Raw genomic sequence first — 18,502 nt, 5'->3', positions numbered from 1 at the left:
GATGGCGACCAACACCGTCGAGGAGCGAGTCGGGGGCCGGTCGGTCGGGCTCACCCTCGTCGCGGGGGCCATCGCCGCCGTCGTCCTCTCACCGCTCGTCTGGTTGCTCGCGGGCGCGTTCGAGGCCCGCGACAGCCTCTCGCTCCTCGTCGCCGACACGACCGTCGAGGTGTTCGTCAACAGCGTCGCCCTCGCCGCGGGCGTCACGGGCGCGTCCATCGTCATCGGCGTCCCCCTCGCCTTCCTCACCGTCAGGACCGACCTGCCCGCGAAGCGCCTCTTCACCGTGTTGCTGGCGATGCCCCTCGTCGTCCCCTCCTACATCGGCGCGTTCGCGTTCGTCTCGGCGTTCGGCCCCCGCGGGCGACTGCAGGGTATCCTCGCCCCCCTCGGCGTCGAGTCCCTGCCCTCCATCTACGGGTTCGGCGGGACCGTCCTCGTCCTCACGCTGTACACCTACCCCTACGTGTTCATCACGACGCGCGCGGCGCTGAAGACGGTCGACACCTCGCTCATCGACGCCGCACGCACCCTCCAGCACGACGGGTGGGAGACGTTCAGGCGCGTCACCTTCCCGCAGATTCGCCCCGCAATCGGGGCCGGGTCGCTCCTCGTCGCCCTCTACGCGCTCTCGGACTTCGGGACGCCCCAGATCATGCGCTACGACGTGTTCACGCGCGTCATCTTCTCCGCCCAGAAGTACGACCTCGACCTCGCGGTGTTGCTATCGCTTCAACTGGTGGTCGTGACGCTCGTCATCCTCGCAATCGAGTCGCGCGTGCGCGGCGGCGGCGTCCAGTCCGACCACCCCGGACGGCGGGCCTCGTCGCTCCGACTGGGCCGACTGAAGGTCCCCGCGGTGCTCGCCTGCCTCGCGGTGCCGACGCTCGCACTCGCCGTTCCCCTCGGTATCCTCGGCCTCTGGCTGGTCAACACGGGCCGGACGACGAGTTCGCTCGCCTTCCAGCCGGAGTACGTCCTGAACTCGGTGGGCCTGTCGTTCGCGGCGGCCCTCGTCGCCGCCGTCTGTGCGCTCCCCATCGCCCTCGTCGCGGCGCGACAGAGAGGGCTGGTTCCGGCCGCCCTCGAACGCTCTGCGTACGTCGGCTACGCGATTCCGGGGCTGGTCATCGGCCTCGCGCTGGTCTTCTTCGGGGCACACTACGGCGGCGAGTTCTACCGGCAGGGCGTCATCCTCCTGCCCCTGCTCGTATTCGCCTACGTCGTCCGGTTCCTCCCGCAGGCGGTCGGGTCGACGCGCACCTCCTTCGAGCAGGTATCCTCGACGCTCGAAGAGGCCGCCCGCACCCTCGGGGAGCCGCCCTCGCGGGCGTTTCGGCGGGTGACGCTCCCCCTCGTCGCCCCCGGGGTACTCGGCGGGGCGGCGCTCGTCTTCCTCACGACGATGAAGGAACTGCCCGCGACGCTCCTGCTCAGACCCGCGGGGTTCGACACCCTCGTGACGCACCTCTGGTCGGCCGAACAACAGGGCTATTACGGACAGGCCGCCATACCTGCACTCGTGTTGTTGCTGGTGAGTGCGCTCTCGTTGCTCGTCATGGTCAGACTGGAGGGGTACGATGTCGAATGAACTCCTCTCGGGACGGACGGGGTCGGGGAGTACCGAGACGACGGACCGGGCACCATCGCCCGGCGAGGTGGTCCTCGAACTGGACGGCGTCTGCAAGTCCTTCGGTGACACGCGCGTCATCGACGAACTCGACCTCTCGGTACGCGAGGGCGAGTTGCTCACCATGCTCGGTCCCTCGGGGTGCGGGAAGACGACCACCCTGCGCCTCATCGCGGGTCTCGACCGACCCGACGAGGGGGAGATTCGCCTCCGCGGTGACCCCGTCGCCGGTCCCGGCGTCGGGTTCGTCCCGCCCGAGGAACGCGACATCGGCGTCGTCTTCCAGGAGTTCGCGCTGTTCCCTCACCTGACCGCCGCGGAGAACGTCGCCTTCGGCCTGAAGGAGATGGACGAGGAGTCGACGGACCGGCGCGTCGCCAACCTCCTCGAACTCGTCGGCCTCCCCGGCAAGGACGACGCGATGCCCGACGAACTCTCCGGCGGCCAGCAACAGCGGGTCGCGCTCGCGCGTGCGCTCGCACCCGAACCGCAACTGCTCCTCCTCGACGAACCCTTCTCGAACCTCGACGTGGACCTCCGCGTCGAGATGCGCGAGGAGGTCCGTCGCATCCTGAAGGAGGCGGGCGTCACGGCCATCTCGGTCACCCACGACCAGGAGGAGGCGATGTCCATCTCCGACCGCGTCGCCGTCCTCCACCGGGGCGAACTCGACCAGGTCGACCGCCCCGAACAGGTGTTCCAGCACCCCGAATCGCGCTTCGTCGCCAGCTTCCTCGGGCACGCGAGTTTCCTCGCCGGCCGGGTCGAGGGCGACGCCGTCGAGACGGGCCTCGGCGACGTGTCACGCGCGGCCGTCCACGGTCTCGCCCCCGAGTACGACGGGTCTGCCATCGACATCCTCGTGCGCCCGGACGACGTGCAGGCCCACCCAGACGGCCCGACGAACGGCGAGGTGGTCAACCGGCGCTACCTCGGCCCGACGGTGCTCTACCGGGTCGAACTCGACTCCGGCGACACCATCTCGTGTATGCACAACCACGCCGACGAGGTCGAACTGGACGAGCGCGTCCGGGTGGAACTGACCGCGGACCACGATCTGGCGTGGTTCCCGCAGGGGAGCCCCCGGGCGATATGAACGGCTCCGACACTGCCTGCCGCCCCCGTCGACTCGACCCCTGAATGGCCCGGCGCAGTCGTCCGTCCCCCGAGACGCTCGCGCTCCTCGCCCTCTCCTTGTTCGCGGGCGTCGTCCTCCTGACCGTCGCACGCGACCTCTTCCCCCTCCTGTCGGAGAACCACGACGAGGGGGTGTACCTCCAGCAGGCCGCGATGTTGCTGGAGGGGAAACTGTGGCTCACGACGGACCACCCCGGCGCGTTCCGCCCGTGGTTCTTCGTGGTCGACGGGGGCCGCCTCTACCCCAAGTACTCGCCCGTCACGGCGGCCCTGTTCGCGCCCGGCGTGGCACTCGGCGTCCCCCGGGTCGGCCCCGTACTCGTGGGGACGGGCATCGTCGCGCTCACGGGGCTACTGGCCCGCGAGGCGTTCGACCCGCCGGTGGGCGTCCTCGCGAGCGCGATGGTCCTCGCCACGCCCTTCTTCCTGCTCATCACGCCGAACTACCTGCCCTACGCGCCGACGCACCTCCTGAACCTCGCCTTCGCGCTGGGGTACGTCCGTGCGCTCAGGCGACTCGACGCGGGCCGGACGCGCGCGAGTCTCGCCTACGCCCTCCTCGCGGGGGTGTCGGTGGGACTCGCGTTCTTCGCGCGCCCCTACACGGCGGTCCTGTTCGGCCTGCCGTTCGTCGGCCACGCCCTGCTGCTCGTCGGTCGGGACGTACGGACCGGCGAGGTGACGCCCCGCGTGACCCGACTGGCCGTCGTCGCCCTCCTCGGACTGGCGGGCGTCGCCCTCGCCCTCGCGTACAACGTGGTCGTCACGGGTCACGCCCTGCTGTTTCCCTATCAGGCGTTCGCACCGCTGGACGGCCTCGGGTTCGGGCGGCGCGAACTGCTGGGGTACAGTCGGAACTACACCCCCGCGCTCGCCGTGCGGGTCGCGGGCCAGTTGCTCTGGGAACTCGCCACCCGATGGACCGTCGCCGCACCCCTCGGGACCCTGCTCGCGTTCGTCGGCCTGCGGTCCCTGCGGTCCGACGGCGGAGGGACCGAAACGCTCCCCGACCGCACCCTCCGTCGCCTCCTCGCGGGCGTCGCCCTCTCGGTGGTCGTCGGGAACGTCGCGTTCTGGGGGTCGCTGAACGTCCTCGGGAACGTCTCCGACCCCACAGACGGCTTCATGGGCGCGTTCGGCCCGTTCTACCACTACGACCTCCTGCTCCCCCTCTCGGTGTTCGGAGCGGTCGGCCTCCGGGACGTGGCGAACTGGACGCGGGCGCGTCTCGGGGCGCTCCCCCGTCGGCAGGCACGGGCGGCGGGACTCGCCGTCCTCCTCGTCGCGGCCCCCGTCGTCGCCGGGGCGCAGGTCGCCGCGATGGACGAACCCGTCGCGGACCACGAGCGGACGACGGAGGACCTCCGGCGGGCGCTGGAACCGTTCGACCGGGAGTTCGAGGACGCCCTCGTCTTCCTCCCGCGGACGTACGGCGCGTGGCTCAACCACCCGTTCCAGCCCCTGCGCAACGGCGGGTCGCTGGAGTCCGGCGACGTGCTCTACGCGCAGGACCGCGGCGCCGCGGGCGACTTCGCCGTCGTCGACGCCTACCCGGACCGGCGGCTCTATCGCTACTCGTTCCGCGGGGAGTGGGACCTCGGCCCGAGTCCCGTCACGCCCCACCTCCAGTCCCTCGCGGTCCGCGAGGGGTCCCGCCACGAGTTCACCACCACCGTCGGCGTGGTGGGTCGCCCCTCGACGGTTCGGCTAGCGGCGAACGGCACGTCCCTCGTTGACGGCGTCAGCGCGGAGGACGGCACCGCGACGGTCGAGTGGGCGGTCAACGACACGCACGCGACGCTCGGAAGCGGGAGTGTCCCGCTCGGTCGCTTCGAGGAAGTCACCCTGACGGTGACGTTCGTTCAGGAGGGCGGCGCGACGCTGACCTACCGACAGGAGGTGGACGTGGCGACGGGCGACGGGCGCGTCCGCGTCCTCTGGCCGGGCGAGCGGTCGGTCTGTCGGCTCACCACCGACTGTGGCTCGGCGGGCACCTACGTCCCCGGCGGGGACTACCTGCCCGGCGTCTCCTTCGAGACGACGGTTCGAACGCGGAACGCCTCGGGGCAACCCTGAACCGTTCCTGTCGCCTCACGGAACCCATGCCCGTCGAATCCGACGAGGAACTGCGGGAGGCACTGGGCGGCAGGCGCGTGGCGGTCGTCGGGGCGTCCACCACCGAGGGGAAGGCGGCCCACGAGATACCGAAGTACCTCGTCGAGCACGGCTACGACGTGGTGCTGGTGAACCCCTACGCCGACGAGATGTTCGACCGCGACGGCGTCGCGATGGTGTGGCACCAGTTGGGCATCACCAACGACGGGACCGGAAAGCGCGTCGAGGAGTCGGGCAGGAAGTTCGTCCAGGACCACTGCATGAAGGTCGAACACGACCGTCTGCTGGGCTGAGTCACCGCGTCGCGTCCACGAACGCCCGCGCGAGCCACGCCTCGGCCCGCTGGAGGCGATACTGGAGCGTCGAGCGTGGCACCCCGAGCGAGTCGGCGAGGTCCGCCACGGTCGCCTCGCGGGGCGTCCGGTAGTAGCCGCCGTCGACGGCCGCGATGAGCGCCTCGCGCTGTTCCGCGGGCAGGTCCGCGACGGTGACCGCCCGCTCGCACCAGTGGTCCGGCGTCCCGAGGTGCGTGAGGTTCAGTCGGACGCCGGGCCGCAGGTCGCTCTGGAGGGCGTCGTACAGGCCGCCCACGCTGTCCCCGTCCCGAAGGAGGACGCGCCACTCGTAGCGGTCGCCCGTCCGCGTCGTCTCGAACAGGAGGCCGTCGCCGAGGTGAGACGTCGCGAGGTAGGGAATCGAGTGGCAGTGTTCGACCTCGGGGCGGAAGGTGTAGACGGTGAGACTCCCCGGCGTCCGCCGGAGCACCTCGTACTGGCAGGTCGCCCCGCAGTCCTCGTGGCCGATGCACTCGTTGCACCGCCCGTCGAGGAAACACGCCTCGACGGCGTCGAGGGCCGCTGGCGACCCCGTCAGCCGGTCGAGTCGCCACATATTCCGGGCGGTGACACAGCAGGCGAGAGAGGCCCCCATCGCGTCGGGGTGGTCGATGAAGGCGTCCGCGAGTCGGTCGACGCCCGCGTCGTACTCGACCGTGAAGACGAACTCGCGCATCGCCACCACTCTCGTCGCAGGCTGAATAGCGCTTTCGTCGGGTGGGGGGTCCGAGTCCGTCCCGGCCCGCGAGCGCCGAGGAGGGTCGATTCCGCTCGGGACCCGACGAGAACCGGAGTTGGCATCTGCCAGACGAAGGGTCTTGCTGGACGCTAACGTACCTGCGTGTACGCTGCAGGCATGTCGCGCAGACACCGCCGCAGAGTCCGGATACGGACCGGACGTGTCCATCACTTTGTCGACGATAACACGCTACAACCGGGAAGAGGTGACGACGGCCGACGAGGCGGAGACCCGCCGACGAACGGCCGAGAGCGAACGCCTCGACTGTCCCGAGTGTGGTGGTCGACTCGAAGTGGACAGCGAGCACGGCGAGACGGTCTGTGCGGACTGCGGACTGGTCGTCGCCGAGGACGAGATCGACCGCGGCCCCGAGTGGCGCTCGCTGGAGGGCGAGAGCGCCGACGAGCGCCGACGAGTCGGCGCACCCACCACGCGGATGATGCACGACAAGGGGCTTTCGACCAACATCGGGTGGGAGAACCGCGACGCCTTCGGGAAGGTGCTGTCGGGCCGCCAGCGCGCGAAGATGCAACGGCTCCGCACGTGGGACGAGCGCTTCCGCACGCGCGACTCCAAGGAGCGCAACCTGAAGCAGGCGCTCGGCGAAATCGACCGCATGGGGTCGGCGCTCGGCCTCCCGAAGAGCGTCCGCGAGACGGCCAGCGTCATCTACCGCCGCGCGCTCGTGGACGGCCTTCTGCCGGGGCGGTCCATCGAGGGCATCGCCACGGCGGCGGTGTACGCGGCGCTCCGGCAGGCCGCCATCCCCCGGACCATCGACGAGGTGGGGATGGTGAGCCGTGTCGACGACCAGGAGTTCAAGCGGGCGTACCGCTACCTGGTCCGCGAACTCAGACTGGAGGTCCAACCCCCCGACCCGGAGGACTACGTCCCCAAGTTCGCCTCCGAACTCGACGTCAGCGAGGAGGTCGAGGCCCGGGCGCACGCTCTCCTCCGGCGGGCGAAGGAGGTCGGCGCGCACTCCGGGAAGTCACCCGTCGGTCTCGCGGCGGCGGCCCTCTACGCCGGCGGCCTGCTCACCAACGAGCACCTGACGCAGGGAGCCGTCTCGGAGGTGACGAACGTGAGCGAGGTCACCATCCGCAACCGCTACAAGGAACTGCTCGCCATCCAGGGCGACGGCCCGGACACCGGATCCGCCCCCGCCTGAGACGGCGCGCCGACTCGGCTTCTCGACGTCGACAGATGACGAGCGACGCGGACGGAGGACGGCAGACGAGGAACGACGAACGGTCGCCGACTCGCGGGACGGGGAAAAACGCGAAGTGGGAGGGCCGAAGCGGGGTGGTGGTCGTGCGGGGCGATGCTAGTGCTGGGGGTCGCTGCCGAGGCCGGGGACGCGGGCGAGAACGCCCCCCTCGCCCTTCGAGAACGTCACGTGCGCCCAGACGGTGAGGCCGCCGGCGGCGAAACTGGCGGCGACGAGGGCGGCGGTCGCGGGGTAGCTGACCACCCACAGCGTCAGCGGGACGACCAGCGCGAACAGGTACGTGACGACCAGCGACCGGCCGGACACGGAGGGGGGTTCGGTCGTGCCGAGCGACAGGGTGGACGACCGGAACAGAGGCGTCGAGCGGTCGGAGTGGTTCCGTCTCATTACAGGTGAACGGACGCCTCTGACGGACATAAGTGTAATCTGAAATGCATTTCTGTAGGCCGGATTACTGGAATCGCGTTCGGTAAGGTTCCCGACAGTTCAGCGGTCGACGGCGACCACGTTCAGGTCGCCGTCGAGGGTCACCGCGAGGGAGTCCCCGTCGAGTTCGACGGTGACCGTGATGTCCCACGGGTCGCGCGAGGCGACGGCGGTGCTCTCGTCGCCGACACACCAGTCGAGTGTCCAGTAGGGACGCGAGGAGAGGTCGACGCCGTGGTCGCTGTAGAAGGCGACGACGGGGCTCTTGTCGAGGAGGCTCAGCCCGACGGTCGAACACATCGCGTAGTTGCACTGCGCGCAGACGTGGTCGGCCCGGAGGCCGCCGCCGAGACAGCACTCGCCTTCCGTCTCCAGTCGCGTCTCCATCCGTCCGTTGCACTCGGGGCAGACGCCGTCGGCGGCGAGACAGTGCAGGTGGCGGACTCGCTGGTCGAACGCCCGCATCACCTCCTCGTCGGTCCGGTCGTTCAGACCGCCCGGAGGAAAGGAGTACTTCCCGTGTCGGCGCTCGCAGTCCGCACAGACCACCGAGAGCATCTCGTCCTCGTAGTGGGCCTCGAGGGGGCCGTCACACCACGCACACGACCCCTCGACGGGGAACGGGTCGACGTGCGGGTGTTCGTTGAACGACCCGGCGAGGATGGCGCGGACCACCTTCTCGCCGGCGTGGCGGAGGTCGTAGCCCGCCTCGGACTTGCTGACGAACTGGTCGGTGAGTTTCCCCAGGTGGTAGTTGAACTGGGCGCTGTCGCGCATCCCGACCGCCTCTCGGAGTTCGGAGAACCGCACGGGACGTGACTCGGCCCGCCAGAGGGCTTCGAGGATTCGGAGGCGGGTCTCGTTGGCGATGAGGGAGAACGCCTCCTCGGGAGCGACGCAGTCGGAACACACACCGAGACGCCCCTCGCTCGCTTCGCTCATGGAGGAGGGTTTCCCCTCAGCCACCTAAAACGTTCGTGACCAGCGACCGGACCACTCATGTCGCCGGGCGGTGCCATTCTCCCCAGATGCGCGTCGTCCAGGTCACCCACCGGTACCCGCCCCGCGTCGGGGGCGTCGAGCGTCACGTCTCCGAACTGGCGACACGACTGGCCGCACGCGGTCACGACGTGACCGTCGTCGCCGCCGACCGCGACCGGAACGACCCGCGAACCGAGACCCGGGACGGCGTGACGGTGCGGCGGTGTCGGGCACTCGCCCCGGGCGACGCCTACTACCTCGCGCCGGGCGTCCCCCCGGCGGTCCGACGACTCCGGCGCGAGGCGGACGTCGTCCACGCCCACAACTACCACGCCCTTCCGCTGGCGCTCGCGGCCACGGCCGTCGAGGGGACGGCGTTCGTCGCCACGCCCCACTACCACGGGCAGAGCGCCTCGCCGGTCCGCGACGCGCTCCTCCGCCCCTACCGACTCGTCGGGCGCCGGGCGCTCGCGCGGGCGGACGCCCGCATCGCCGTCAGCGAGTGGGAGCGCAGGCGACTGCGGGAGACCTTCGGTCTCGACGCGACCGTCGTCCCGAACGGTCTCGACACCGACCGCTTCGCCGACGCACCACCCGAGGAGCACGACCGGCCGTACCTGCTCTCGGTCGGGCGACTGGAGTCGTACAAGGGCGTCCACCACGCCATCCGGGCGCTGTGCTCGCCCGACCTCGCCGAGTACGACCTCCTCGTCGCCGGGGACGGGCCGTACCGCGAGGAACTCGAATACGTCGCCGAGACCGTCGGCGTCGCCGACCGCGTCTCCTTCCTCGGCTACGTCGACGACGACCGACTGCCGGGCCTCTACGCCGGCGCGGACGCCCTCATCGCGCTCTCGACGATGGGGGCTTACGGGATGACCGTCGCCGAGGCGCTCGCCGCGGGGACCCCCTGTGTCGTCCGCGAGACGGGCGCGCTGGCCGAGTGGGGTCGACGGGAGGACTGCGCGACGGTCGACGAACCGACCCCGCCCGTCGTCGCGCGGGCCGTCAACCGCCTCCGTGGTGTCGACGCCCCCGCCGCGCCGCTCCCCGACTGGAAATCCGTCGTCGACGACGTCCTCGACGTCTACAGCGAGGCGACGGCGACCGACACGACCGGGTAGGACACCGAACCACGGAGGGTCGCGAAGGACGTGGCGCGTTCAGAGCCCGTGAGGGGCCGCTCCGTCCTCGCCGGACGGCCGAATCGGTGTGAAATTCATCATAGGTTTAATGTATCTATAACCACACATACATCTATGTCAGCACATTCACTCGGAGAGACCAACGTGAGTGACGGACTGACCGTACTGGGTACCACGGTCGGTGTCCTCGTCGCAGGGGTCGCCGCCTCGTGGCTCGAGGTTCCCCCCGAGTACCTCGTGGCGGTGCTCGTCGGTCCGGCGCTCCTCCTCGGACCGCGCGTCGCGTGGGGCGGCGTGTTCGGCGTCGTCCTCGCCGACCTCGGGTCCGGCGTCGTCGGGCCGTGGACCGTCCTGTTGGCCGTCTGGACCGCCGGTGTTCCCTACGCCGCGGCGGTCCTCCGGGGGGACGACGGGTGGCGCTCGCCGCGAGCGGTGGGCTCGTACGTCGTCACCCTCGTCGTCGCCGTCGCGTGTACGCTCGCCGTCGTCGCGTGGCTGGCGGCTCTCCTGGGGAGGGCACCCTACCTCACGAACGTCTGGACGTACCTCGTGGGCGCGGCGCTCTCGCTTCCAGTCGGACTGGCCGTCCTCGTCGCCGCCGACTACCACCTCGTGGACGGGACGAGCGCGTCGACGCACCTCTCGGCGGACGGCGGGAGCACCGGCGGACGGTTCGCGACGGCCGCCCTGTTCGTCGTCGGCGTCGGGTGGCTGGTCGCCGGGACGGGTCTCGCGACGCTCACGCACGACGTCCGCGTCTTCACGTCCCGCCCGGCCGTGGTGGACTACGCGACGGGGCTGGCCGGGGACGGAACCCTCGGCGAGATCGCGTCCGGGGTGCTCTTGGCGCTCTACTGGCACGGCGACCTGTTGGTCGCGCTCCTCGGTATCGCTGGGTTCCTCGCGCTCGCCGCCCTCTGGCCACCCCTGCGGTGGGCTCGGGCGGACCGACTTCCCGTCGCGTTCTCGGAGGGATTCTCCCGTGAGTGAACCAGCGCGGCCCCTCCCCTCGACACGCGCGACGATACGACCCTTCACGGGCGGCGGCCGGGGGTGGTACCGGTGACCCTCTCGCGACGCGACGCGCTGGCCGCGCTGGCGGGGACGACGCTCGGCGCGACGGCCCTCGGCTACGGGCCGGGGGCCCTCGCGGCGGACGGAGCGGACGAACCGGCGACGGACGCCCGCGTCGCGGCGGCGACGGCAGTCGCTGCGGTGGTCTACCCCTCGGCGGTGACGGTGGACGCCTCGTTCGTCCGCAGGCGGGTGTTCGGGCGACCCGAACCGCTCCCCGGCCACTTCGACGGGCTGGCGCGAGCCATCGACACCGTCGACGAATTCTGCGTCGCGCGGTTCGACCGGCCGGTCGCTGCCCTCGACCCGGCCGACCGCCACCGGGCGCTGGCGCAACTGGGCGTCTACGCCGTCCACGCGAACCCCGAGGGGAGCGTCGCCGAGCGAGTCAGGTACTACCTCGTCAACGACCTGCTCTACGCGCTGTTCACCCACCCGACGGGCGGCGAACTCCTCGGGAACCCGAACCCGCCGGGGTGGCCGGGGGGGACGGACGTCTACCAGCGGGGGCCGGGGCGATGACGGGGACCGACCGCGCTGACCGACGACCGGTCGCGAGCGCGGACGTGTGCGTCGTCGGGTCGGGGCCCGGCGGGGCGCTGGTGGCGGACGCGCTGGCGGGGAAGGGCCACTCGGTCGTCGTGCTGGAAGCCGGCGAGCGCCACTCCGTCGAGGACCGCACTCGCCGGATGGAACTGTGGCTCCGGTCGGACGTGTCGCACAACGCCTTCTGGCTGGAGGAGGAACGGGACCGCTACACCTCCTCGGGGAGCCTCTTTGCCCGCCTGAATCAGGTGCGGGCGAAGGGCGTCGGTGGCTCGTCGCTCCTCTGGAACGGGAACACGCCCAGACTCCACGAGAAGGACTTCGAGATGGCGTCGCGCTACGGGGTCGGCGTCGACTGGCCCCTCGGCTACGCCGACCTCGCTCCCTACTACGACGCGGCCGAACGCGAGATGGGCGTCTCCGGGAGCGACGACAACCCACACGGGCCGCCCCGGAGCGAGTCGTTCCCGATGCCAGCGTTCCCGCCCTCGCACAGCGACGGCATCTTCGCGCGAGCCTGCGAGTCGCTCGGCATCGACATGGCGAGCCAGCCGAAAGCCATCGCCTCCGAACCCTACGACGGCCGGGCGTCCTGTTCCGCTACGGGCGTCTGCAACGCCTGTCCGGTCGGGGCTCGCTACACCTCCGAGCACCACGTCGACCGGGCGGTGGAGCGCGGCGCGCACGTCGTCGACCGGGCGCAGGTGCTCGAACTCCACACCGACGACCGGGGCGAGCGTGTCGTCGCGGCCGAGTACGCCACCCCCGGCGGCGAACGTTACCGGCAGGAAGCCGACGTGTTCGTCCTCGCGGCGGGGGGCATCGAAACGCCTCGCCTCCTGTTGCTCTCCGACTCCGACGCCCACCCGGACGGACTGGCCAACGGGAGCGGTGCCGTCGGGCGCTACCTGATGGACCACGCCGAAATCGAGGTGCGCGCGACGGTGGACGAACCGACCTGGCAGAACACCGTCGGGTTCACCACCAGCAGGTCCGACCAGTTCTACGTCCCCGACGGTCCGACCCCGGGGACCTTCGCGCTCGTCTTCCTCAACACCGCGGGGGGTGGCGTGGGGGAACACACGCGCAAGTCCGCCGCCATCAAGCAGGTGTTCGGCGCGCTCGGCGACCCCGGCGTCGGGACGCTGACGGACGCTGCCGCCGACCCGTTCAACAGCAGCACGTTCGGCGACGCACTCCTCGACGGCGTCCCGGAGTCCGGCGGGAACGTCCTCGGGATGCGCGCCGTCGCCGAGGTACTCCCGCGTCCCGAGAACCGCGTCACCCTCGACCCGTCGACGACCGACAACCACGGGCGGCCGGTGCCGAACGTCTCGCTGTCGTACGGCGACCACGAACGCCGGACGCTCGAACGCGCCGAGGAGGTCTGTCGGGAGGTCATGGCCGAACTCGGCGCGACGGACACCCTCGTCGTCGGCTACGAGGACTCCGACATGGGGTCGCACCACCTCGGGACGACCCGGATGGGGACCGACCCGGCGACGAGCGTCGTCGATGCGACCGGGCGGACCCACGAGGTCGAGAACCTCTACGTCTCCTCGTCGTCGGTGTTCCCGACGGGCGGGGCGGTGAACCCGACGCTCACCATCGCGGCGCTGGCGCTCAGAGTGGCGGACAGCGTCGACGCACGCCTCTGAGTCGGCACCTACCGCCGGAACATTTAGTCGCTCGTCATTCATCTGTGGCCACCTACTCGACGCGTGGACGCCACAGAGACGGGCCGGGTCGTCGTCCTCACCGGGGCGAGCCGGGGAATCGACCACCACACGTCGCGGACGCTCCTCACCGACGGGTACCGGGGCTGTGCACTCGACGTCACGAACGCAGCGCCCGCTCCGGGAGAACCCTCCGAGGCTACCCCGGAGCACCGGAACCGCGTGTCGTCGAAGCGTCACCGCAACCGCCGTCACACTCGAATTCCATATAGCACTATACGATGTACGAGTTGCCTGCAGAACGAGAACGAGATGCGGAAATTCTCCGTGAGGACTATCTGAACCGCTCCTGCAGGCACACCTCGACGATGGAGCGGGCGATCTCCCACCCGCCGGTCAGCGGGTCGAGTTTGGTCTCGCCGAGGCGTTCGGCGTACTCGATGGGTTCCTCGCGCACGCGGTAGCCGCGCGCGCGAGGGCGAAGGAGCAGTTCCGCGGAGAGGCCGGTGTTCTCCGTCCACTCGATCTGTTCGATCAGTTCGCGTCGGTAGGCGCGCATCCCCGTCGTCGTGTCGTGGACGCGCTTCCCCAGGAGAGCGCTTGCCAGCAGGGCGAAGGCGTGGTTGCCCAGTCGGTTGAACCGGGGCATCGTCTCCGCGCCGTGGTAGAGGCGGTCGCCGCTGACCACGTCGTAGCCCTCGTTGATGTAGTCGAGAAAGCGCGGGAGGGCCTCCATCGGGTAGGTGTCGTCGCAGTCGGTGGTGACGACGACCGGCCGGTCGGCGGCGAGCAGGGCCGTGCGGACCGCCACGCCGTAGCCCTGTGGCTCCTGTTCGACGACGCACGCGCCGTGCTCGCGGGCGATGTCGGGCGTGCGGTCGCTCGACCCGTCGACACAGACGACCTCCGCACGCCCGTCAGTGACGCGGTCAACGTCCGCGAGGACCTGCCCGATGGCCGCCTCCTCGTTGTACGTCCCCATCACGACGCTCACGTCGTCGAAAGTGAACCCCTCTGTCATCGGTCGAGAGTCCCACGAGCGCCCACTTTAGGTTTACCAAAATCTCCGGAGGTGCGTCGCTCGGCAAGCCTGAGTCCAACATTAACATTTATGATAGATAGCGACGATTAGAGAGACAGGCGGTGGTCAGCCGACCGCCGCGGCACACACTATGACGAACGAACTCACCCGGTACTCCCCCGAAGACGAAGACGCCCCACTGGTTCCCGAACTCCCCCGTCAGACCCCCATCCCGCGGACGGACGGCGGCCGAGGCCCGACGACGACGGCCCGACGGCTGGCCGAACGCCCCGTCGACACCACCTACGCCGAGGGGCGGACCCGCGACACCGAGGAACTGCTCCCGCTCGTCCCGGACCTGACCGGGCGATACGCCGACTGACGGCCGGCCCGGACGCCACGACCGACGATTGATAGGGCTCGGACCCCCAGACTCCGTATGCGACGGGGCCTCCGGAGTCCGACCCTCACCACCCTCGCCGTCCTCCTCGTCGTGTTCTGCTTCCAGAGCGTCGCGACCGAATTCGGCGTCGGTCGGAACCTGTTTTCGCTGTCCCTCCCGCTCGACCGCCACCCGTGGACGGTGGTGACGACGGTGTACGCCCACGACAGCCTCACGCACCTCGCGGTGAACGCCCTCGGCGTCGCCATCCTCGGGGTGGGCATCGAGCAGGTCACGACGCCCCGGCGCTTCCACGCCTTCTTCCTCGGGACCGGTGTGCTCGCCGCGCTGACCGAGGTGACCGTCTGGGGCCTGCTCGGCGAACGCGTCGCCGTCGTGGGCGCAAGCGGGGCCGTCCTTGCACTGTTCGGCTACGCGATGGTCGGCAACCCCCTCTCGCGGACGCTCCTCACCCGCCTCGGCCTCGGGCCGCGCGGCGAGTCGGTGCTGTTCGTCGGCCTCGCGGCGCTCATCACGCTGGTCGCCGCCGCCCCGCGCGTCGCCCTCGTCGCCCACTTCACGGGACTCCTGCTCGGCATCCTCGCGGGCCGGACGCACCTGCTCCGCCCGGGTCGGGCCCCCGCGTGACAGTTCGCACGAGTTATTACTCGCCGGCGAGCAGACGCGCACGTGACACGACGCTACGGGACCGGGGCCGCGCGAGCGAGGGACTCGCGCTCCCGGCGGGACAGCGACGGGAACCGACGGACGACGGGGGCATTCGGGTGGCGAAGTCGGGGCGAGTGACAACGGTTTTGTCCTCACGCTCGTCCGGTGAGGGCATGCACGCCATCACCCGGAGCGGGTGGGTCGAGGTCATCACCGGCTGTATGTTCTCCGGGAAGACCGAGGAACTCATCCGGCGACTCCGGCGCGCCGAAATCGCGGGCCAGTCGGTCGCCGTCTTCACCCCCGCGCTGGACGACCGCTACGGCGAGACCACCATCGGGTCGCACGACGGCCAGCACTGGGAGGCGACCGTCGTCGAGAACGACGGCGAGGACGTCTACGAACTGCTCGACCACCTGAACGGCGAGCAGGTCGTCGCCATCGACGAGGCCAACTTCTTCTCCGAGGACCTCGTCGGCGTCTGCGAACGCCTCGCGGCCGACGGTCGCCGCGTCATCGTCAGCGGCACCGACCAGACGTTCCGGGGCGAACCGTTCGACCCCGTGCCGCAACTCGTCGCGCTGGCGGAGTACGTCGACAAACTGCAGGCCATCTGCACCGTCTGTGGCGAACCCGCCTCGCGCAACCAGCGACTCATCGACGGCGAACCCGCCCACGCCGACGACCCGACCATCATGGTCGGCGCCGAGGAGTCCTACCAGGCGCGCTGTCGGAACTGCCACACCGTCCGCAGGGACTGAGCGACCAAGCCTTTTTGTCGTGTCGGGATTCCAACCGGACATGGAGAACCCACTCGTCGCCGCGGGGGCACTCGTGACGGTGGCCGGCCTGAGTCTCCTCGTCGCCGGACCGCTCGGCCTCGTGTTCGTCGGCGTCCTCTTCCTCGTCGCCGGCGTCGTCGGGGCGAAGGAGGGCGACGGGGGGACGGTTGGGTCGGGCGGCGACGCGGCGAAGACGAACTGTCCGCACTGCGGGGCGCGAAACGACGCGGACGCCGACGCCTGCCACCACTGCGAGGAGGGCCTCTAGAGGTTCGAGCGTACCCGGTCGGCGATGGTGTCCATCGCGCGGTCGGCCACGTCCACCTCGTCGGTGAGACTGAGAAAGCCGTGACACATCGACGGGTAGTGTTCGTGGTCGACCGGTACGTCGGCCGCCGCCAGTCGGTCGGCGTACGCCCGTCCCTCGTCGCGAAGCGGGTCGTAGCCGGCCGTCACCACCGTCGCCGGAGCCACCCCCGAGAGGTCCGGCGCGCGAAGCGGCGACGCGAAGGGGTTGTGCCCGTCGACGGGACTGCGGAGGTACTGCGTCCAGAACCACTCCATGTCGGCCGACGAGAGCAGGTGGCCCTCGCACTCCTCGTAGGACGGCCTGTCGAAGGCGTGGTCCGTGATGGGGTACAACAGCAACTGGTAGGCGAGGTCGACGGTGCTGGTCGGCCGGTTGGAACCCTCCCGGCGACACCCGGTCCACGACGCCTCGCCGTTGACCGTCCGGACGCGGAGGGCCATCGCCGCCGCGAGGTTCCCGCCCGCGCTGGTGCCCGCGACGCCGATTCGCGTGGGGTCGCCACCCAGCGATGGGGCGTTCGCCGCCGTCCACTCGAGGGCGGCGTAGGCGTCGTCGACCGCCGCGGGGAAGGGGTGTTCGGGCGCGAGGCGGTAGTCCACGCTGACGACGACACACCCGGTGCGGTCGGCGAGTTCGCGACAGACGCTCTCGACGGAGTCGAGCGTCCCGAGCACCCACCCGCCGCCGTGGTAGTAGACGAGGACGGGGTGGGGTTCGTCGCCCTCCGGGCGGTAGACGCGGATCGGGATGTCGCCGTCCGGCCCGGGCACCGAGAGGTTCCGGACGAGTTCGACGGGCGGGCCGGCCCCGCCGGAGAACACCTCGTCCTCGACGCGACGAGCGCACTCGACCCCCATCGCGTGCCACTCGGGGACTCCCTGCCGGTCGATTCGGTCGATGACGGAGGCGACTTGGGGGTCGAGGGGTTCGCGCACGGTGGTCCAATCACCACCGCCACGGAAACCGCTTGCCCTCAGTGCAGAAGGACCAACAGGGGTCCCCCCGTCCCCGGGGTATGAGCTTCGACGCCACCCGCGAGGCCGCCCGGCGGCGCGACGAGGCGGACCCCCTCTCGTCGTTCCGCGAACGGTTCGCCCTCCCCGACGACCTGTACATGGACGGCAACTCCCTCGGGCCCCTCTCGTCGGACGCCGAACGGACGCTCGACCGGGTCGTCGACGAGTGGCGCGAGCAGGGCATCCGCGGGTGGACGGACGGCGACCCGCCGTGGTTCGAGTACGCGGAGTCCCTCGGCGAGCGACTCGCACCCCTCGTCGGGGCGAGGGGCGACGAGGTGGTGGTCGCCAACTCCACGACGGTCAACGTCCACACCCTCGTCGCGACGTTCTACGACCTGCTGGAGGGAACCCCGAAGATACTCGTCGACGAACTCGACTTCCCGACGGACCACTACGCCGTCCGCGCGCAACTGCGCCAGCGGGGGCTGGACCCCGACGAGCACCTCGTGCAGGTGGAGTCGCGCGACGGGCGGACCATCGCCGCCGAGGACGTGGTCCGGGCGATGGACGCCCACGACGTGGGACTGGCCTTCCTCCCGAGCGTCCTCTACCGATCGGGCCAGTTGCTCGACGTCGAGCGAATCGCCCGCGCCGCCGACGAACGGGGGGTCCTGCTGGGGCTGGACCTCGCACACTCCGTCGGCGTCGTTCCCCACGACCTCTCGGCGCTCGGCGTGGACTTCGCCGTCTGGTGTCACTACAAGTACCTCAGCGCCGGGCCGGGGGCCGTCGCGGGCCTCTACGTGAACCGCGAGCACCACGGCGTGACGCCGGCGCTCGCGGGGTGGTGGGGCCACGAGAAGGGGACGCAGTTCGAGATGAACATGGAGTACACCCCCGCCGAGAGCGCCGGGGCGTTCCAGATCGGCACGGTCCCGATGCTCGCCGCCGCCCCTCTCGAAGGGGCACTCGACGTGGTCGAGGAGGCCGGCATCGACGCCATCCGCGAGAAGTCGGTCGCGCTGACCGACTACCTCGTCTCGCTCGTGGACGAACGCGTCCTCGAGTGCGACGTGGGGACGCCCCGCGAGGCCAGTCGTCGCGGGGGTCACGTCGCCGTCGAACACCCGGAGGGCGACCGCATCAGTCGGGCGCTGAAGGAACGCGGGGTCGTAGTCGACTTCCGCCCGCCGAACGTCGTCCGGGTCTGTCCGGCCCCGCTGTACGTCGGCTTCGAGGACGTCTGGCGGGTGGTCGACCACCTGCGCGACATCGTCGAGACGCGCGGCTACGAGGCGTTCGACACGAGGGGAGGAGGTGTCAGTTAGGGAGGAGGACGAGCGT

19 protein-coding genes are annotated in these 18,502 nt (G+C 70.5%); 14 read left to right on the top strand and 5 right to left on the bottom strand.

Features of this window, described 5'->3' with window-relative positions; translation table 11 throughout:
* Nucleotide 1 precedes the first annotated feature (1 nt).
* Genes NKG96_RS08415 through NKG96_RS08400 form a run of 4 tightly spaced genes read left to right on the top strand, consistent with a single transcriptional unit; the run spans nucleotide 2 to nucleotide 5,175 of the window.
* On the top strand, nucleotides 2-1,591 hold the full coding sequence (locus tag NKG96_RS08415; protein WP_254538089.1) for an ABC transporter permease: 1,590 nt from the start codon (nucleotides 2-4) through the stop codon (nucleotides 1,589-1,591).
* The gene (locus NKG96_RS08410) at nucleotides 1,581-2,726 is read left to right on the top strand and encodes an ABC transporter ATP-binding protein (RefSeq protein WP_254538088.1); all 1,146 of its coding nucleotides are present in this window, start codon (nucleotides 1,581-1,583) and stop codon (nucleotides 2,724-2,726) included. The genes NKG96_RS08415 and NKG96_RS08410 overlap by 11 nt, the downstream gene beginning before the upstream one ends.
* A 44-nt stretch (nucleotides 2,727-2,770) precedes the next feature.
* Nucleotides 2,771-4,843, top strand: a complete 2,073-nt coding sequence (locus NKG96_RS08405) for an ArnT family glycosyltransferase (protein ID WP_254538087.1) — start codon at nucleotides 2,771-2,773, stop codon at nucleotides 4,841-4,843.
* A 26-nt stretch (nucleotides 4,844-4,869) separates the two neighbouring features.
* Nucleotides 4,870-5,175 carry a CoA-binding protein gene (locus tag NKG96_RS08400; RefSeq protein ID WP_254538086.1) on the top strand — a complete coding sequence of 102 codons (306 nt, stop codon included), beginning with the start codon at nucleotides 4,870-4,872 and terminating at the stop codon, nucleotides 5,173-5,175.
* 1 nt (nucleotide 5,176) lies between these two features.
* Here the strand turns inward: NKG96_RS08400 and NKG96_RS08395 are convergent, their stop codons facing one another.
* A complete protein-coding gene (locus NKG96_RS08395) occupies nucleotides 5,177-5,893 on the bottom strand; it encodes a helix-turn-helix domain-containing protein (RefSeq protein ID WP_254538085.1) in 717 nt (238 codons plus the stop codon).
* Between the two features lie 229 nt (nucleotides 5,894-6,122).
* On the opposite strand from NKG96_RS08395, the gene NKG96_RS08390 reads away from it, so the two are divergent.
* Entirely contained in the window at nucleotides 6,123-7,127 is a 1,005-nt protein-coding gene (locus NKG96_RS08390; protein ID WP_438267419.1) for a transcription initiation factor IIB, read from the top strand.
* A gap of 156 nt (nucleotides 7,128-7,283) precedes the next feature.
* On the opposite strand, the gene NKG96_RS08385 is transcribed toward NKG96_RS08390, so the two are convergent.
* On the bottom strand, nucleotides 7,284-7,574 hold the full coding sequence (locus NKG96_RS08385; RefSeq protein ID WP_254538084.1) for a hypothetical protein: 291 nt from the start codon (nucleotides 7,572-7,574) through the stop codon (nucleotides 7,284-7,286).
* Between the two features lie 99 nt (nucleotides 7,575-7,673).
* Complete coding sequence (locus NKG96_RS08380; protein ID WP_254538083.1) at nucleotides 7,674-8,555, bottom strand: winged helix-turn-helix domain-containing protein; 882 nt, start codon at nucleotides 8,553-8,555, stop codon at nucleotides 7,674-7,676.
* An 86-nt stretch (nucleotides 8,556-8,641) separates the two neighbouring features.
* On the opposite strand from NKG96_RS08380, the gene NKG96_RS08375 reads away from it, so the two are divergent.
* The 4 genes from NKG96_RS08375 (at nucleotide 8,642) to NKG96_RS08360 (ending at nucleotide 13,017) form a co-directional block, all read left to right on the top strand.
* Nucleotides 8,642-9,718: a glycosyltransferase family 4 protein gene (locus NKG96_RS08375; RefSeq protein ID WP_254538082.1), complete on the top strand. Its 1,077-nt coding sequence runs from the start codon at nucleotides 8,642-8,644 to the stop codon at nucleotides 9,716-9,718.
* Nucleotides 9,719-9,883: 165 nt separating this feature from the next.
* Complete coding sequence (locus tag NKG96_RS08370; RefSeq protein WP_254538081.1) at nucleotides 9,884-10,729, top strand: hypothetical protein; 846 nt, start codon at nucleotides 9,884-9,886, stop codon at nucleotides 10,727-10,729.
* A gap of 72 nt (nucleotides 10,730-10,801) precedes the next feature.
* Complete coding sequence (locus NKG96_RS08365) at nucleotides 10,802-11,335, top strand: gluconate 2-dehydrogenase subunit 3 family protein (protein WP_254538080.1); 534 nt, start codon at nucleotides 10,802-10,804, stop codon at nucleotides 11,333-11,335.
* Complete coding sequence (locus NKG96_RS08360; RefSeq protein WP_254538079.1) at nucleotides 11,332-13,017, top strand: GMC family oxidoreductase; 1,686 nt, start codon at nucleotides 11,332-11,334, stop codon at nucleotides 13,015-13,017. Before NKG96_RS08365 ends, NKG96_RS08360 begins: the two co-directional genes overlap by 4 nt.
* Nucleotides 13,018-13,369: 352 nt before the next feature.
* On the opposite strand, the gene NKG96_RS08355 is transcribed toward NKG96_RS08360, so the two are convergent.
* The gene (locus tag NKG96_RS08355) at nucleotides 13,370-14,056 is read right to left on the bottom strand and encodes a dolichyl-phosphate hexose transferase (RefSeq protein ID WP_254538078.1); all 687 of its coding nucleotides are present in this window, start codon (nucleotides 14,054-14,056) and stop codon (nucleotides 13,370-13,372) included.
* A gap of 151 nt (nucleotides 14,057-14,207) precedes the next feature.
* Here NKG96_RS08355 and NKG96_RS08350 point away from each other — a divergent pair, with 151 nt between their 5' ends.
* The 4 genes from NKG96_RS08350 (at nucleotide 14,208) to NKG96_RS08335 (ending at nucleotide 16,157) form a co-directional block, all read left to right on the top strand.
* Entirely contained in the window at nucleotides 14,208-14,438 is a 231-nt protein-coding gene (locus NKG96_RS08350; RefSeq protein ID WP_254538077.1) for a hypothetical protein, read from the top strand.
* Between the two features lie 57 nt (nucleotides 14,439-14,495).
* Nucleotides 14,496-15,086 (top strand): rhomboid family intramembrane serine protease, encoded by a 591-nt coding sequence (locus tag NKG96_RS08345; protein ID WP_254538076.1) that lies wholly within the window; start codon nucleotides 14,496-14,498, stop codon nucleotides 15,084-15,086.
* Nucleotides 15,087-15,280: 194 nt separating this feature from the next.
* The gene (locus NKG96_RS08340) at nucleotides 15,281-15,868 is read left to right on the top strand and encodes a thymidine kinase (RefSeq protein ID WP_254538075.1); all 588 of its coding nucleotides are present in this window, start codon (nucleotides 15,281-15,283) and stop codon (nucleotides 15,866-15,868) included.
* A gap of 40 nt (nucleotides 15,869-15,908) precedes the next feature.
* Complete coding sequence (locus tag NKG96_RS08335; protein WP_254538074.1) at nucleotides 15,909-16,157, top strand: hypothetical protein; 249 nt, start codon at nucleotides 15,909-15,911, stop codon at nucleotides 16,155-16,157.
* Here NKG96_RS08335 and NKG96_RS08330 read toward each other — a convergent pair.
* On the bottom strand, nucleotides 16,154-17,134 hold the full coding sequence (locus tag NKG96_RS08330) for an alpha/beta hydrolase (protein WP_254538073.1): 981 nt from the start codon (nucleotides 17,132-17,134) through the stop codon (nucleotides 16,154-16,156). The two genes, NKG96_RS08335 and NKG96_RS08330, sit on opposite strands and share 4 nt — an antisense overlap.
* A gap of 80 nt (nucleotides 17,135-17,214) precedes the next feature.
* On the opposite strand from NKG96_RS08330, the gene kynU reads away from it, so the two are divergent.
* Nucleotides 17,215-18,486 carry a kynureninase gene (kynU, locus tag NKG96_RS08325; RefSeq protein WP_254538072.1) on the top strand — a complete coding sequence of 424 codons (1,272 nt, stop codon included), beginning with the start codon at nucleotides 17,215-17,217 and terminating at the stop codon, nucleotides 18,484-18,486.
* Nucleotides 18,487-18,502: the final 16 nt, after the last annotated feature.

The sequence above is a fragment of the Halomarina litorea genome, assembly GCF_024227715.1.
GTDB lineage: Archaea > Halobacteriota > Halobacteria > Halobacteriales > Haloarculaceae > Halomarina > Halomarina litorea.
Note: the sequence above shows the minus strand (reverse complement) of the source record. Positions and strands in the feature narration are given on the sequence as shown.